A 14,167-nucleotide genomic window follows, 5' to 3' on the forward strand; every position below is an offset into this window, starting at 1 on the left:
TCGCATTGGAAAAACCTTGACATATTCTGGAATATGGCAATATATTGTGGATTCTGTGCAGAAATCCTGCGCTGTTCACATCTCGGTATCTGGGGGACTACTATGCCGACTTTGACTCGTTCTCCCTGGACACTGCGAGACAGCGAAAAGCTCTATCGCATCTCAGGTTGGGGGGATCCCTACTTCCGTATCAACGCCGCCGGTCATGTGGAGGTGACCCCACAGGGCTTACAGCAGCAGGAACCGGGCATTGACCTGTACCACTTGGTGATGGATCTGGTGGCGCGGGGCCTGCAGTTGCCCCTCTTGATTCGCTTTCCCGAGATCGTGGCCGACCGCATGCGGCAAATTTGCGAGAGCTTTCAGCAGGCCATCCAGCGCTTTGGCTACCCCAACGTGTATCGAGGGGTCTATCCCGTCAAGGTGAACCAGCAGCGCCACCTGGTAGAAGAAGTGGTGAAACACGGTCGTGCCTACCACTTTGGCCTGGAGGCGGGATCCAAACCGGAGCTGTTGATTGCCCTAGCTTTGCTGGATACTCCCGGGGCTTTGCTGATCTGCAACGGCTACAAAGACCGCGACTTTATGGAGACGGCCCTCTTGGCCCAGCGGCTGGGGCGCACACCCATCATCGTTTTGGAGCGGCTGCAAGAGCTGGAGCTGGTGCTGCAGGCTGCCGACCAACTGGGCATTGACCCCATCTTGGGGGTGCGGGCCAAACTCTCGGCCCAAGGGAGCGGGCGCTGGGGCACCTCGGCTGGGGATCGGGCTAAGTTCGGCCTGACGGCCACCGAGATTTTGCAAGTGGTGGAACGGCTGCGGGAAGCGGGCAAGCTGCATTGTCTGCGCCTGCTGCACTACCACATCGGCTCCCAGATCTCGATGGTGAGCGTGCATGGACGGGCCGTGCGGGAGGCCAGCCAAATCTACATCGAGCTGGTCAAGCTGGGGGCCCCCATGGGCTACCTGGATATCGGCGGCGGCTTGGGGGTCGATTACGACGGATCCCAGTCCCCCAATCCTTTTTCCCAGAGCTACAGCATGGAGGACTACGCCGCCACCGTGGTGCAGACCGTGCTCACCGCCCTAGAACCCCACGGGATCCAGCCGCCGGTACTGGTGACCGAAAGCGGACGCGCCCTGATGTCCCACCAGTCGGTGCTGGTGTTTGACGTGCAAGATGTCAACGCCGCCAGCCCCTACCCCATGCCCACCCAGCTTACTTCCGATGCAGAGGTGATCCAGAAGCTAAACCAGCTTTACTACCAAATCCAGCCCGATACTCTGGTGGTCAATTACCGCCGTTGTCAGGAGCTGAAGGAGGCTGCTCTGCGTCAGTTCACCGAGGGATCCCTCAGCTTGCAGGAGCGAGCTGAAGTGGAGCGGCTGTTCTGGAACTGCTCCGACAAGATCTGCACCTTGGCCTACGAGCAGCACCAAGCAGGGCACCCCGTGGCAGTGGATCTCCTGGATCTGGACGAGATGCTGGCCAGCATCTACTACGGCAATTTCTCCCTGTTCCAATCCCTGCCGGATAGCTGGGCCATCGACCAGGTCTTCCCCATCATGCCCATCCACCGTCTGGATGAGGAGCCACGCCAATGGGCCACCCTGGCGGATCTGACCTGCGACAGCGACGGCAAGATCAACCGCTTCTTTGGCGAAGACGGGCAAATCACCTCAGTTTTGCCGCTGCATGATCCTGACGGGCATCCCTACCTACTGGGGGTGTTTCTGGGGGGTGCCTACCAGGAGATCCTAGGAGATCTGCACAACCTGTTTGGCGATACCAACGCGGTGCATATCCGCTCCCGCCCCGGCGGCTACCACGTTTCCCAAGTCATCAAGGGGGACACCATCGGCGAGGTGCTGAGCTGGGTGCAGTACAACAGCGAAGATCTGGTGGAGACCCTCCACCAAGCCACCGAGACCGCCCTGCAGCGAGGGCAGATCACGCTGGATCAAGCCCGCGCCTTGCAGCAGCACTTTGAAGACAATCTGCGGGCCTACACCTACTTGCAGTAAACTACCCGACTCCGACCGCTAAAGCGGTACGGAGCGGGCTTTCAGTAGCCCTGAGCCTGCTCTGCTCTACCAGAGAACAAAACAGGCCCGAACCTCTAGGCTGGTTTACAGCAGCCCCCAGTCGCGTTAGCGGTGCGGAGCACCAAAGCGCAATCACATTCGCACCATTCAAATCCGCATCCCCTTCCCATCCACAGTGCCCACACTTAAACTTCTTCCCACTGCGGTAGGATTGCGCAGGATCGGGATGGATGTGTAAACACTTGTGACAGGTCTGCGACGTGTAGGCAGGCGGCACAAGAATCAGAGAAACCCCTGCAACCCTCGCCTTGTACTCCAGAAACTGACGTAGTTGGTAGAACGCCCAACTGTTGGTCCTACGCCGCTCGGCTTTGCTGCGTGGCTGTTGATTGACCCTTTCCCGGATCCCTGTCAGGTCTTCCAGAGCAATAGCGCTGTTGGTAGCTTTTGCCCTAGAGACAATAGCTTTAGAGATGCGATGATTGACCCACGCCTGAAAGCGCCTCTCCTTGCCAGACAGCCGTTGCAACAGTTCTCTGCATCTGCGCCGCGAACTGCGTGTGCCCTTACTGGCTTTACGTTGGAGTGCCGCCCTCAGCTTGGAGTAGTGGTCGCGGACTCTGTTCAACTGCTGTCCATTCCAATTGTCCCCCTCTGACGTATGAGCAATATCCGTCCTTCCCAAGTCCACCCCGATCACCTTGTCGGTATCTTGTTGCTTGGGTGTTTTTTCCTCTACGCAAATCTGGATGTAGTAGGAGCCATCCTTCCGCTGGACTAGGGTGGCCGATTTGGGGTTAGAGCCAGCCAGCATTCCCCTCTGGTAGTTACCAATGGCTAGCTCAAAGCGTTCTCTCCCTTCCACCGTGGTCAGCGACACCGTCCAGTCTTTTTGACGGAACGAAAAGATACGTGCGTCGTAGGTAACAAAGCCGCTCTTAAACTCCTTGACGGGACGCTTTTTCTGCTTAGCCACTTTGCGGGAACCCGCTACCCGTCTGCACACCTGTTGAGCCAAGTTACTGGACAAGCCAAACCGGGCTCGAATCTCGTAGTAGCAAAGGGATTGCAGCTTGACCGCGTTGACGATCTTCTCCGGCGTGTTCTGGTTGACCCAATTCAAGGCTTGGCCAAAAGCCTCCAAAGTCGCGTCCAATTTGGCGGCTTGCGACTGGGCTACCTTGAGCTTGCAGGAGACGGTCAGGACTTGGGTCATGGTTCTATTGTAACCTCGCATTCCTCCCGGCACTGACCCTACGGGTACAGTGCGGGGCTCCTGCGATTTCTAGCTGACTCTATAGAAAAGAAGATGGGAATTTCATGAATGCTAGAAAGGGATCCCCTGCTTGCTGCAGCTTCACAATACCTAAACCTCAAACAAAAAAAGACTGGCAGTGTGAGGTCTACCAGTCTGAGTCAGTTCCCTGTGAGTGAGCTGATGCCGTCGTTGCCAACGTCTTCAACCCGATTCCCAGTTTGTGTTGCTTTTTGCCATTTCGAAGTGATTCAGATCACTTGAAACTTGAGGAGCCCGCAGCTTTGGCAAGCACTCCTGTCCTGATTTCTTCGTACAGGGATCCCCCATCCCCACCCCTATGAACCCTGAGGCGACAAAGAGAGCATCTCAAAACCAATCAAAACAAAGGCAACTGCTCCTCTTCCACTGGGGCAAGGCTTGAAGATCCCAGCTCCTCCCAGTTGGGGGCCCAGTCTTGTAAAGGATCCACATATTCCTCCAACAACTGACGGGCCGCGGCCAGCAAATCGTTGTGCAAGGGGGCCAGATCGCTGCGGTCGGCCAGATACTGCTCCAGAGCCGTCAGGGGCTCAAGTCGGCTGGGATCCCATCCCGGCAGACGGATGCGGCTGGGGCTGACCACTTCTGGGGCGATGGTGTAGCTAAAAGCAGGGGCAAGAGCGTTGTGCAGAGCCCGCTCATCAATGCACTCTAGCTGGTCGGGCCGTATGCGGTAGATCAACCGCAGGATGGAGCCGGCCACGGGGGCCTTGGCGATGGCGGCCAGCAGCTTGGACTGCGCCTGCTGGGGTGGATCTGCGCTCAGATCCAGGCGAATGGTGTGAAAGGTACGGGTTGGCAGGGGCAAAAATTCATAGCTGGCCCCCGTAGGGGTGACTTCCACCAGCACACAGCCTTTTTCCTCTTTTTCTTCGCCAAAATCCACCCGCTCAATGCTGCCGGGATAGAGCATCAAGGGATCCCGACACAGCACCTGGTGACGGTGTACATGCCCCAAGGCAACATATTGGTAGGCAGGCCGAGCCAGCAGCGAAAGGGGCACCGTAAATCCTCTGCCCACCGAAAGATGGCGTTCTGCTCCGTAGCGGGCTGTCTCCACCATGACGTGAGCCAACAAAATCGCCGGGATCCCTGGCTGCAGGGTGCGGATCTCCCCTTCTAGGGCTAGGCGGAGGCGCTGCAGGAGCTGATGCGCGAGGATTTCCCCTTCAAGCGCCAAGCTTTCCTGTTGGGCGAGTAGAGCAGAGCAACTCAGCCAAGGTAAAGTGGTCACCTGCACCGGGCCACCGCGAGTTTCGATCCGATGAGTTTCCAGTCTGTCCCCCACAATAAAGCCTGAGACCCCCAAAGCGCGGTAGATAGCCAGGCTGTTGCCTCCCTGTCCCTGCCCGTACTGATCGTGGTTGCCCACCAACAGGACGGTTGGGATCCCTGCATCGGCCAGGCGGCGAAACTGTTGGGCAAAAAGCTCTTGATGGAGAGGGGGGGGTGTCGCATCGGGGAAAGCATCGCCCCCAAACAACACCAGATCCACCGCTTGGTTGAGAGCATGGTCAATGCACAAGCGCAAAGAAGCTACAAAATCTTCCAAACGGGTATTCAGGCCGGTGGCCGGGTTAATGTGGCCGTAGGCAAGACCACTGCCCAGATGAATGTCGGAAAGATGTAGCAACCTTACCATCTTGGGCGCTCTTGGAGACTTTGCAGCTCTCCCATCTGTTGGGATAAACCTTGCCGTTCGCGTTAGCGGGACGGAGTCCTTTGGTTGTCCAGAATGGCAAACCCAGGGTTGAACAATCTTTGCTTAGGCTTGGCGGCGGGGCCTGGCTCGATCCAAACGCAGAGGCCGGCCCATGAATTCCTGCCCGTTCGCGCTCTCGATGGCTTCGTCCTCCTCAGCTTCGGTTGCCAGATCCACAAACGCGAAGCCTCGTGTCTGACCTGTCTCTCGGTCTATCGGGATTGTAACCGACTTAACGTTCCACCTCTGCTGGAAGAAAGCTTTCAGTTCTTCTGTTGAGGCTTTATAGTTTAGGTTCCCCACAAAAATGGTCATGGCAATTCAAGCAAAGTAAGTCACCAATCAGCAAGGGTGGCAACAAAGCTCCAGAGTACTTCACTTCTATCATGGAGCCTTGCTAAGTCGCACAACGTGAAAGGATGTAAAGGGATCCCTGCCGGAAAATCTTCCTCCTTCCCCATCCAAAATGCACCTTTGTCCAACTTGACGGGCCTGTACTTTTCTGCCACTGGGTTGAGGTTCTCTGCCCTCGCCTCGGCCAAGCTCCCTTCCGGCACGTCGAGATCCGGCATCTTGTCACGTTGTTGCGATTTGTTAAGATATGTATTATCCTGCTTGCACTACCTGGCCGGATCTGCGCTGTTGGAACTCTCTGCAGATCCCTCGACCTGAGTACCCTGAGGTGATAATGATGGATGAGACGCTAGAGCTCTCTTTGGAGCAGCAATTTCGCCAGCGGGCTTTCGAGACCTTGGTTTCTCGCATGAGCCCCGAGCAGGCCAAAGACATTTTGGTCAAACTGCACAAGCAAATGCTGTTGCAGGAGGCCACTTACCGCCAACTGCTGCGTCATTCCCTCAGCGCCTGATGCACGCCCTTTCGCTTCCCACCTGGTGGATTCACGTTGCCAGTGTTTTGGAGTGGATCGCTGCTATTGTGCTCGTGTGGCAATTTGGGGAGCGGGTGGGCCAGCCCGAATGGCGAAGTTTGAGCTGGGCGATGCTGCCTGCTTTGTCGGGGGCGATGTGCGCGATCACCTGGCACTGGTTTGACAACGACCCCAAGTTGGACTGGGTGGTGACTGCACAGGCCAGCTTCACCTTGCTGGGCAACTGTACCCTGGCTTGGGCTGCCTACCGCATTTGGCGAGCTGAGAGAGCCGACGAGCCTGCACAGGAGGGGGATCCCGACTAGGCGATGAACAGTTTATTTGCCCTCTCTCTGTTCCCTTACTTGGTCTTTTTATTCTTTCTGTCGCGGCTGCGCCGGATCCCACGTTTGGCCTTGGTTGGATTTTGGCTGTTGTTGCTTTTTGTGGCCGTCAGCATCCCGGCAGGGCTGTACGCTCAGATGCACTACGGCACTTCCCTGGCCAACGTGGATCCCTTGCATGGAGGGGCAGAGGCTTTTCTCACCCTCTCCAATATTTTGGTGGCCTTGGGCTTTAAGCAGGGAATTGACCAACAGGCCCAACGACTTCCAGAGGCTGGCGACGGCAACCCTGAGCCATGATCATCCCAAACAAGCCTCTACCCCCTCTCCAAAGGGAGAGGAGAGCTAGGCAACAATGGTTTCAGCACAACCAGGACTGAATGTAGAATGGGGATCCAGACCCGATACCTGCTGTTTATTCTGAAGAGATCTGCCGGATGGTGGCTACCCTTTCTGTTGCCGTTCCCAAAGTGAAGCTGAAGCATCCGCCCCTGCACATTTATCGCATGGGGGACAAGGTGCTGCGGCAGCCGGCCAAGCGCATCAGCCAGGTCAACGACGAGATCCGCCAGCTTGCCCGGGACATGCTGCAGACCATGTACAGCTTTGATGGGATTGGTCTGGCGGCTCCGCAGGTTGGCATTCCCAAGCGCATGATTGTGGTGGATCTTTATCCCGATAAGCCGGAGGTGCCACCGCTGGTGCTGATCAACCCGGAGATCCGGGAGTACATTGGCGAGGCCGTTGCCGGGCAGGAGGGTTGTCTAAGCATTCCGGGGGTGTTTTGCGAGGTCGTGCGCCCAGAAGGGATTGTGGTTTCGTTTAAGGATGAAACGGGGCGGCCCCGCACCCTTCGAGCGGACGATTTGCTGGCGCGGGTGATCCAGCACGAAATCGACCACCTCAACGGTGTGTTGTTTGTGGATCACGTGGAAAACGAGCTGGTGCTGGATCAAGAGCTGCGCAAACACGGCTTCCAGATGCAGGATGTGCAACGCAAAGGCAAGCCCTCTGCTGTTCCCCGTTGAAGCCTTTCCAGACCGGTCCGGACGACTGTCGGTTTGGTTTAGTGTTGCAAGCGCTGGGCCAAGAGCTGCTCTTCCAGAGCGGCAATGCGGTTGTAGGCAGCGGTTAACTGGGCACTCAGGCGCTGTATTTGGGCTTCGGGGGCCAGCTCATGCCCCATGCTGCGGTTGCTCACCACGGTGGGTTCATCATCCAGCAGGAAGTTGTGGCTGCCATCTTCCACCAAGTCTGAGATTAGAACGCTGTAACGGGAGGGGGCGGGGGTGTTTTTTTTGGCTTCCTGGGTAGCCAGGAGAACAGCCACCACCTGCTCGGGCATCCGCTCGATGGCAGCTTTTAGCTCCTGTATTTGCGACTCCAGACGCTCAAGGTAGTGCTGCACTGCTTCGCTCATAGCTGCCCCAGTTTTCGACTACCTTCATTGAAAAAGGCAAATTTCGGATCCCCTGTTCTTCCCCCAGATCATTTAACGATTGCTTCCGGGAGGTGTTCCCCGAAACTCCTGGGTTCTCTCACAAGCCACAATTGAGGTGTGCATTTTCCGGAGATTTTGGTTTTCCGGTCATCCATTTCCGAAGCAAAAAGCTGTGCAGATGCAGGATGCTGTTCAGGGATCCCGACCGCGGGGCTATACCTTGCCGGTTTTCGCCGTTGCTTCGGCCAGAGCTGCTCTTCACCACCTTCTGGGGATCCCTTTGGAGAAGGAAGGGGGGCGCTTGGCGATTGCGGTGCAGGCTGAGCCCCGGTCCCTTGAGGCTTGGATCCGGATCCCAGTGGAGCAGGTAGCTGCCTTGGAGAAGGCAACAGCTCTGGCCATTACCCGCTCGGATCCCGGCCCCCACCTGGATCTCACCCGCGACACACCGGTCTGGGCTTGGGTGAGGTTGGAGGAGAGGGATCCCGAGGATCCCCCCTTGATCTTGGAAGCCGGGGAAGGGCTGGGGCGACGCACCGATGGCAGCCCGGCCATTTATGCCTATGCCCGCCGTTTGTTTGAGATCAATCTTTTGCCGGGGATCCCCCCCGATTGCCGGTTGCGGGTGCGCATCATTTTGCCGGAAGGAAAGCTCCTGGCGGAGCGCACCTCCAATGCCGCTTTTGGGGTGCTGGAAGGGCTGGCCCTGTTGGGAACGCGGGCGGAGGTGGAGCCTTCCTCAAGTGTTGAGAGCTTAGAGCAAGCCCGCCAAGAGCTGCAACAAAAGTTGGAGCGGCACAAGCATTTGATCTTTTGCGTGGGCAGCCATGGGCAGCAGGTGGCGCTGGGGCAAGGGATCCCGGAAGACCAGATCCTGCGAGTAGCCAATTGGATAGGGCCGTTGCTGGTGGAAGCGGCGCTGCGGGGGGCGGAGTCCATTCATTTGATCGGCTACCACGGCAAGCTGATCAAGCTGGCAGGGGGGATCTTCACCACTTCCAGCCACGTGGCCGATGCCCGCTTGGAAATTCTGGCGGCAGCCCTGATCCGGCGTGGGGGAACGGCAGAACAGGCACGGCAAGTGCTGGAGTTGCGGACAGTAGAGGCAGCGGTGCACCATCTGGATGGCCTTGGCTGGGCAGCACCCGTGATGCAGGAGTTGGCTCGCCAAATCCTGGAGCGAGCCACAGGCTATGTGCAAAAGTATGCCGGTCGATCCCTGCTGTTGGCGGTGACGTTGTTCGACCGACAGGGGCACATCTGCGCCCAGGTGGGGATCCCATAATGAGGTCATTTCGATTGAGACGAGGACATTGCAATCCCCCCGGATCCTCAACCATTTTTCTCCCGAAGTGTCTTAAGCGCTCCGTGCCGCCAAAGGCAACCACCCCCGGCTCCTCTCCCTTTAGTCCGTGCTCCAAAAGTCAATCCCTCTGCTCGAAACCCGCTGAGCAACGGTGGATCCCGGCCAAGACCACATAGGAGAGCGTTACGGCTGAGGAAGCAGATCCACTTTCCCAGCCACTGCCAATCAGACTCAGGTTGGCACTAGGATCCCACACCTAGTTCCCGGAGATGTTGACACTATCCACCCGCCAGCGAGTGGCCGAGCCGGAAGCTGTACCAGAAGAGCGATAGCGGAAGGCAATGTAAACACGGTTGGAAGGCTGGATCCCAGCCAGAGAAATCGGGCCGGAGTCGACGAAGCTGCCCGTAGAGAGAGTGGGAATCGTCAGAGCAGTCCAAGTGGCTGCATTCACTGCCGCTGGAGTGCCTGCACCGCTGTAGTTGGTGGAGTAAAGAACGCTTAGTTGTTGCGAAGGAGGAAGGCCGTTATCGCTAAAAGAACTCTGATTGCGGAAGGTCAGAACTGGGTTGCTGACGGAAGCCAGGTTCAGAGGAGGAGTGATCAGCCAGTCATTACCCGGTTGCTGACCGTTGAAAGCGTTGGCCTCGGCAAGGGAGTTGACACAACGCCAGGAACGACTGGTGTCGCCGTCCACATCCACAATCTGCCAGCCGGCTGGAGCAGGGTTGCAGTTATCAAAGCCTTCAGTCAAAGGCAGGTTAACGGAAGGAGGAGTTGGTGTCGGTGTGGGCGTCGGTGTCGGTGTTGGGGCCGGAGTCAGGTTCAAGCCAACGAGCACCGGATCGTGGTCGGAAGAGCGGAAGGGATCGCTGGCGTAGAAGAGGCTCTGCTGAGAGGGACTCTTGAAGCTCAGGGTGTAGTCCAAGCTCACGGGCTCATCAGCGTTGATGTGCCACTTAGCTGAGCCTGTAACTTGGGGTCTCAGACTGCTGTTGGCCAGGGCATGATCCAGGGATCCCCACTGTCCTTGGAAGCTAAAGGAGTAGCTGTTGGAGCCATTGAGGTTGATGAACCCGCCCGCCTCCAGAGTTTTGATCGGATCCTCCATAGCGTAGGAGTTGAGATCCCCCATAATCAACACATCCGGATCGGTGGAGCCAGTTGGATTGGTGGCGAGCCAGCTCAAGAGTTGCTGAGCGGCCCGGGTGCGGTTGCCGTTGCAATTGCCTTGGAAGGGATCGTTGTCAATAGGATCGCAGGGAGAAACCTTGGACTTGAAGTGGTTGACCACAACAGTGAAGGTGGCGTTGTTGCTCCGCTGCCGGAAGGTTACAGCCAGAGGAGGACGATGGAAGCGTCCGGGGCCTTGGGTGAATTCCCCTGTGTCCAGGAAGGCCGGGTTAGTGCCGGGGGCAATTTCAACCGTAGCTGGCTTGTAGATAAAGCCGTTGGTGATGGCATCGCCGCCCAGGTTGGGCACTCCAACATTCACAAAGGCGTAGGTTCCTGCCCCCATGACCTGGTTGAGCCCGTTCACCAAATCCTGAATGGAACTATTCGAACCGTATCCATCGTTTTCTAACTCGTTGAGGCCTACGATATCGGCATCCATGCGGCGAATAGCCTCGATGAGCTTATCCCGCTGGCGGGTGAACTCGGTGGCGTTGCTGGCTCCCTGACAGGAGGAGTTATTGGGGAAGCAGGCGTTGCCGAAGGTGTTGAAGTAGTTGAACAGGTTAAAGCTAGCTACCCTCAGGGAGCCCCCTACTGAGGGTGGGTTTTGCGGGCGAGGGTTGGTGGCTGTAAACCTGGGCAAGTTGTTGGGATCATTGGGGTGGATACGGTAGTCGATGGTCGCATCCACATCGCCACTGACATTCCGGCCTCGCAACTGGGTCATGATCCCGGTGATGTTGCTGACGCGATCGCCGCCGCGCACAGTGTTAGCCGCGCTCAGGCCACCCGGAGTGGGGTAGATAACCGGATCTGGGTTTTGGGTGAGCAGCCGGTCATCAATGCGAATCCGCTTTCGGTCGTTTTCCGCTTGAATGGCAGCTGCCTGGCTGGGAGCCGCAATTTGCGTAGGAGTGAACAACCGCTCTGTGGCCACACTCAGCTCCCCGTGGCGTCCCAGCAAGAAGGAGTCGGTTACAAACAGGGGCTGATTTCCAAATGTGACCAGCATTCCTTCCAGAGCTTCCCTTTGCTCCGCAGTCAGCGGTAGAGAGATCTGCACTGGGGCCGGCAACGGATTGTCAGAGCTACAGACAGTAAAGCTGGTGACGTTGGAGAGCTGGGTTTGCTGGCGGAACTCAGCAACCGTTCCGGTCACCTGAACCCTATCCCCAAGCCTGACGTTATTAGCTGTGCCACTGAAAACGAAGATGCCATCTGATGTGGCGGGATTCCCGTCACCATCATCTTGTAGGTAGTAGCCCTGGAGATAGGTTTGGCCAGCCACCCCCTCATTTTCAAAGTCTCCTACTACGATTCCAGAAACCGTGACTGTTTGGTTCACCAGGGGGGAAGTGAAGCCAGTGCCCTGGACAGTGCCAACTGGGATCAGGTTGGCGTTGGGATCACAGCCTCCCGGCGTGGGCGTCGGTGTTGGCGTGGCTGTGGGTGTTGAAGTCGGGGTCGGTGCTGGCACAGGTGTAAGTATTGGCAAAAGAGTTCTTCTGGAGCCGAACCCTTGCAGAGAAACCAAAAGCACCAAACCAAAAACTAGCACCGCAATTGATTGGGCAACACGACGCGAAGTAACCCTAGACCACATCTGCTTCACTCCTCCCGAAACTTCAAAGGATCCCGTATTTTTACCGTCTGTATGGATACCATCTTCAGGAAGGAATTAAAGGGGCAGCTAAGGTACGCTTAAGAAGACAAGAAGTTACCCCCGCCTGAGTCAAAACTCAGGGGAGAACATGGGCAGGCTTTTTCCCCTAATCCCCCAATTCGGGATCCGGTCGCACCCGCACCCCCATCTGGCGCAGCAGGCGTAAAGAGTTTTCTGGCCCATCGATCATCTGCTGCTCGTTGATCCAGTAGGTGGCAATGCCCAGGTCTTCTAGAAATCGCACATAGGGATCTGGCGGTGGCCCATCGAAAACGGCGGCCTTCTGAACGGAAAAGCCCTGCTCGATCCAGGGGCCAAGGGCAAAGCGCTCGTAGTAGAGCAACTGTCCCACCACTTCCTGCAAAGCCTCTGCCGCATCCTTGTGGTGCAGGAGCTTCACTTCGGCCAAAAGCAGATGCCCGTCCGCCACGGCCAAAAAGTCAAAGGTATGCTGATCCTCCCGGACTTCCAATCCTGCCAGGCGGAACCAGCGGCGAAACTGGTGCAAGATCTCGTTGTGGCGCTCGCTGCGCTCCAACTGACGTCGACGGCGGCGTTCTGCCATCAGCGGGTCTGTCCCGGCGCTGTGAGGGATCCCACTGCTGCGGAACTGGGGCGGCTCATCGGGATCCAAAACCACCTTGCCCCCAGCAGGTTGATGCAGGAGGGGCGGCATCTGGGGCAAGAGTTCTGTGGATCCCCACTCCACCTCTGGCTGCTGAGCCCAGGTAAGCAGGTGTCGATTCAAGGGGTGCTCAGGGTGGGTGTCGAACAACAGGCGCAGTTGAGACTGGCTGAACTGAAAATCCAGACGAAATTGCTCGATGGAGAGGCTGCTCCGCCCCTTTTGCAAAGTTTCTTGGCCAAAGTAAAGCATCACCAAGAGCGGGTAAATCGGCAGCGGACGATGGGAGGGAATGAGCATCGCCCACATGTCATCCGTCCAGTGGGGGAGCAGGATCTCGGCCTGTTTGCCTTTGCCCACCACCTGCAACATTTTGGGGTGTCCCGGCTGCCAGCCACAGGGGTGATCGTCAAAGCCGCAAGTCTGTCGCCCTTGATCCACGCTCAAGGGGTAGCGCCCATCATAAAGGCGGAAAGGACAGAGATCCCGGTCTTCGGCCAAAAAGCGCTCGTCCTGCCACAGGTGGGCCGCCAAGGCATGACAGCCGATCCCTTCCTGGCTGTTGCAGGCTTTGAGCCAGCGCCGTTCCGCCAGTTTCCCGCCCACTTTGCTCGGGGCCAGGGGCCGGATCAAGCCGTTTTCCCCTTGGTTGAACAGAGGCCACACCAAAGGCTCGCCGGTTTCGGGTAGGGTCGGCAAAAGAGGGTGGGTTTTGCTGTAAAACGGGTCGCAAATGCGCTGGGCCACTTGCTGCAAGGGCAGTCCGCGAGGGGATCCCACCCAAGGCAGCAGGGATCCCGATCCGGCCTGAGCGCGGTGATACTGGATGGCCAGGGCCACCTCCAGCCCTATGGGACGGAGTTCCGGCGTGAGCTGCCGGTAGCGCTGCAGCAGCCGGGAAGCCTGCACAAACAGGTCGTAGCGCCGAACGGGAACTGCGTCAGCCATAGTGTTGCAGGAAAAGCTCCCCACTACCTTGGGCAAGAGCTGGTACAGGCAAGCACCTCCGCCTCAAAAGAGGATACTTTGGCAACCGCCTCTACAGACCCAGACCTTGCCGAGGATATCGGGCCGACACCCCCTCCTCTTGGCACCAGGTCAGTTGTCAGTGTAGTAGAGAAACTCTAGGGCGAGAAGATGCTGCCACCCGCTTGCAGGTTGTGGGAAGAATGCGCAGCAGACCCTAACGCCACGGCCACCCAGGAAAGGGAAAGGGGCGCTCTGTCTCTGCATCACGGTCGTACTCCGTAGGTCGGCCTGTGTCCCGCTGAAGCACCAAGCTGCCCACATAGTCGGCCTCTCGATAGACGCGGGCAATTTGATGGTGGATTTGGGCCATGTCTTCAGCAGAGACCACGCCATTGTCGGTGGCTTTGTAGAACTGGACCGTGACCCGAATGGGAAAGCGGGGATCCCGCTCGATGTCCAGGTTGTTGATCTCGGTGAAGGGGCCCTCTACCTCTCCATGTCCGATGACAGCGGCTTCTACATTGCTGAGGCCGGCCAGGTCGTCTGCGGGTCCGAAAAACTTGACAGAGATATCCTCAACTTCCCTTCGCGGCGGCTGCCGCTGCTGGAGAGGTACTTGGATCACCATCACCAGATTCAGCTAGAAATCGCAGGAGCCCCGCACTGTACCCGTAGGGTCAGTGCCGGGAGGAATGCGCTTTGATGAAGTACAATGAACTTATGAGCCAAG

General features: G+C 57.6%; 12 protein-coding genes and 1 pseudogene. 6 read left to right on the forward strand and 7 right to left on the reverse strand.

Translation table 11 applies throughout. The features are described from left to right. Positions 1–102: 102 nt before the first annotated feature. Positions 103–2,025 carry a biosynthetic arginine decarboxylase gene (gene speA / locus ACVWXF_RS10515; protein WP_457474355.1) on the forward strand — a complete coding sequence of 641 codons (1,923 nt, stop codon included), beginning with the start codon at positions 103–105 and terminating at the stop codon, positions 2,023–2,025. 1 nt (position 2,026) lies between these two features. Here speA and ACVWXF_RS10520 read toward each other — a convergent pair whose 3' ends face one another. From ACVWXF_RS10520 to ACVWXF_RS10530, 3 genes are all read right to left on the reverse strand, one after another. Then, complete coding sequence (locus ACVWXF_RS10520) at positions 2,027–3,262, reverse strand: RNA-guided endonuclease InsQ/TnpB family protein (RefSeq protein WP_457474356.1); 1,236 nt, start codon at positions 3,260–3,262, stop codon at positions 2,027–2,029. Between the two features lie 418 nt (positions 3,263–3,680). Continuing rightward, positions 3,681–4,985, reverse strand: coding sequence for a metallophosphoesterase family protein (locus tag ACVWXF_RS10525; RefSeq protein WP_414374308.1), 1,305 nt, complete (start codon positions 4,983–4,985; stop codon positions 3,681–3,683). 123 nt (positions 4,986–5,108) lie between these two features. Then, positions 5,109–5,360, reverse strand: a complete 252-nt coding sequence (locus ACVWXF_RS10530; RefSeq protein WP_011434316.1) for an RNA recognition motif domain-containing protein — start codon at positions 5,358–5,360, stop codon at positions 5,109–5,111. 376 nt (positions 5,361–5,736) lie between these two features. On the opposite strand from ACVWXF_RS10530, the gene ACVWXF_RS10535 reads away from it, so the two are divergent. The 4 genes from ACVWXF_RS10535 to def all read left to right on the forward strand — a co-directional run bounded on the left by ACVWXF_RS10535 (position 5,737) and on the right by def (position 7,285). Further along, on the forward strand, positions 5,737–5,913 hold the full coding sequence (locus tag ACVWXF_RS10535) for an NblA/ycf18 family protein (protein ID WP_041437678.1): 177 nt from the start codon (positions 5,737–5,739) through the stop codon (positions 5,911–5,913). Continuing rightward, positions 5,913–6,239: a DUF2499 domain-containing protein gene (locus ACVWXF_RS10540; RefSeq protein WP_457474357.1), complete on the forward strand. Its 327-nt coding sequence runs from the start codon at positions 5,913–5,915 to the stop codon at positions 6,237–6,239. The genes ACVWXF_RS10535 and ACVWXF_RS10540 overlap by 1 nt, the downstream gene beginning before the upstream one ends. Before the next feature lie 3 nt (positions 6,240–6,242). Continuing rightward, positions 6,243–6,557: a DUF3593 domain-containing protein gene (locus ACVWXF_RS10545; RefSeq protein ID WP_011434312.1), complete on the forward strand. Its 315-nt coding sequence runs from the start codon at positions 6,243–6,245 to the stop codon at positions 6,555–6,557. 137 nt (positions 6,558–6,694) lie between these two features. Next, positions 6,695–7,285, forward strand: a complete 591-nt coding sequence (gene def / locus ACVWXF_RS10550; protein WP_414350211.1) for a peptide deformylase — start codon at positions 6,695–6,697, stop codon at positions 7,283–7,285. A gap of 38 nt (positions 7,286–7,323) precedes the next feature. Here def and ACVWXF_RS10555 read toward each other — a convergent pair whose 3' ends face one another. Further along, positions 7,324–7,677, reverse strand: a complete 354-nt coding sequence (locus ACVWXF_RS10555; protein ID WP_414350209.1) for a hypothetical protein — start codon at positions 7,675–7,677, stop codon at positions 7,324–7,326. A gap of 199 nt (positions 7,678–7,876) precedes the next feature. Here ACVWXF_RS10555 and cbiD point away from each other — a divergent pair, with 199 nt between their 5' ends. Continuing rightward, positions 7,877–8,983 carry a cobalt-precorrin-5B (C(1))-methyltransferase CbiD gene (gene cbiD, locus ACVWXF_RS10560; protein WP_457474358.1) on the forward strand — a complete coding sequence of 369 codons (1,107 nt, stop codon included), beginning with the start codon at positions 7,877–7,879 and terminating at the stop codon, positions 8,981–8,983. Between the two features lie 277 nt (positions 8,984–9,260). Here cbiD and ACVWXF_RS10565 read toward each other — a convergent pair whose 3' ends face one another. The 3 genes and pseudogenes from ACVWXF_RS10565 to ACVWXF_RS10575 all read right to left on the reverse strand — a co-directional run. After that, the gene (locus ACVWXF_RS10565; protein WP_457474359.1) at positions 9,261–11,657 is read right to left on the reverse strand and encodes an ExeM/NucH family extracellular endonuclease; all 2,397 of its coding nucleotides are present in this window, start codon (positions 11,655–11,657) and stop codon (positions 9,261–9,263) included. Between the two features lie 292 nt (positions 11,658–11,949). Continuing rightward, positions 11,950–13,416, reverse strand: coding sequence for a hypothetical protein (locus ACVWXF_RS10570; RefSeq protein WP_011434306.1), 1,467 nt, complete (start codon positions 13,414–13,416; stop codon positions 11,950–11,952). 289 nt (positions 13,417–13,705) lie between these two features. Next, positions 13,706–13,966, reverse strand: a pseudogene (locus ACVWXF_RS10575) (hypothetical protein); the annotation flags it as partial. Between the last annotated feature and the right edge of the window lie 201 nt (positions 13,967–14,167).

This window comes from Thermostichus sp. MS-CIW-40 (assembly GCF_054058315.1).

Coding starts and splice junctions, on each gene's coding strand:
- speA (WP_457474355.1), top strand. CDS start 103: ATGCCGACTTTGACTCGTTCTCCCTGGACACTGCGAGACAGCGAAAAG.
- ACVWXF_RS10520 (WP_457474356.1), bottom strand. CDS start 3,262: ATGACCCAAGTCCTGACCGTCTCCTGCAAGCTCAAGGTAGCCCAGTCG.
- ACVWXF_RS10525 (WP_414374308.1), bottom strand. CDS start 4,985: ATGGTAAGGTTGCTACATCTTTCCGACATTCATCTGGGCAGTGGTCTT.
- ACVWXF_RS10530 (WP_011434316.1), bottom strand. CDS start 5,360: ATGACCATTTTTGTGGGGAACCTAAACTATAAAGCCTCAACAGAAGAA.
- ACVWXF_RS10535 (WP_041437678.1), top strand. CDS start 5,737: ATGGATGAGACGCTAGAGCTCTCTTTGGAGCAGCAATTTCGCCAGCGG.
- ACVWXF_RS10540 (WP_457474357.1), top strand. CDS start 5,913: ATGCACGCCCTTTCGCTTCCCACCTGGTGGATTCACGTTGCCAGTGTT.
- ACVWXF_RS10545 (WP_011434312.1), top strand. CDS start 6,243: ATGAACAGTTTATTTGCCCTCTCTCTGTTCCCTTACTTGGTCTTTTTA.
- def (WP_414350211.1), top strand. CDS start 6,695: ATGGTGGCTACCCTTTCTGTTGCCGTTCCCAAAGTGAAGCTGAAGCAT.
- ACVWXF_RS10555 (WP_414350209.1), bottom strand. CDS start 7,677: ATGAGCGAAGCAGTGCAGCACTACCTTGAGCGTCTGGAGTCGCAAATA.
- cbiD (WP_457474358.1), top strand. CDS start 7,877: ATGCAGGATGCTGTTCAGGGATCCCGACCGCGGGGCTATACCTTGCCG.
- ACVWXF_RS10570 (WP_011434306.1), bottom strand. CDS start 13,416: ATGGCTGACGCAGTTCCCGTTCGGCGCTACGACCTGTTTGTGCAGGCT.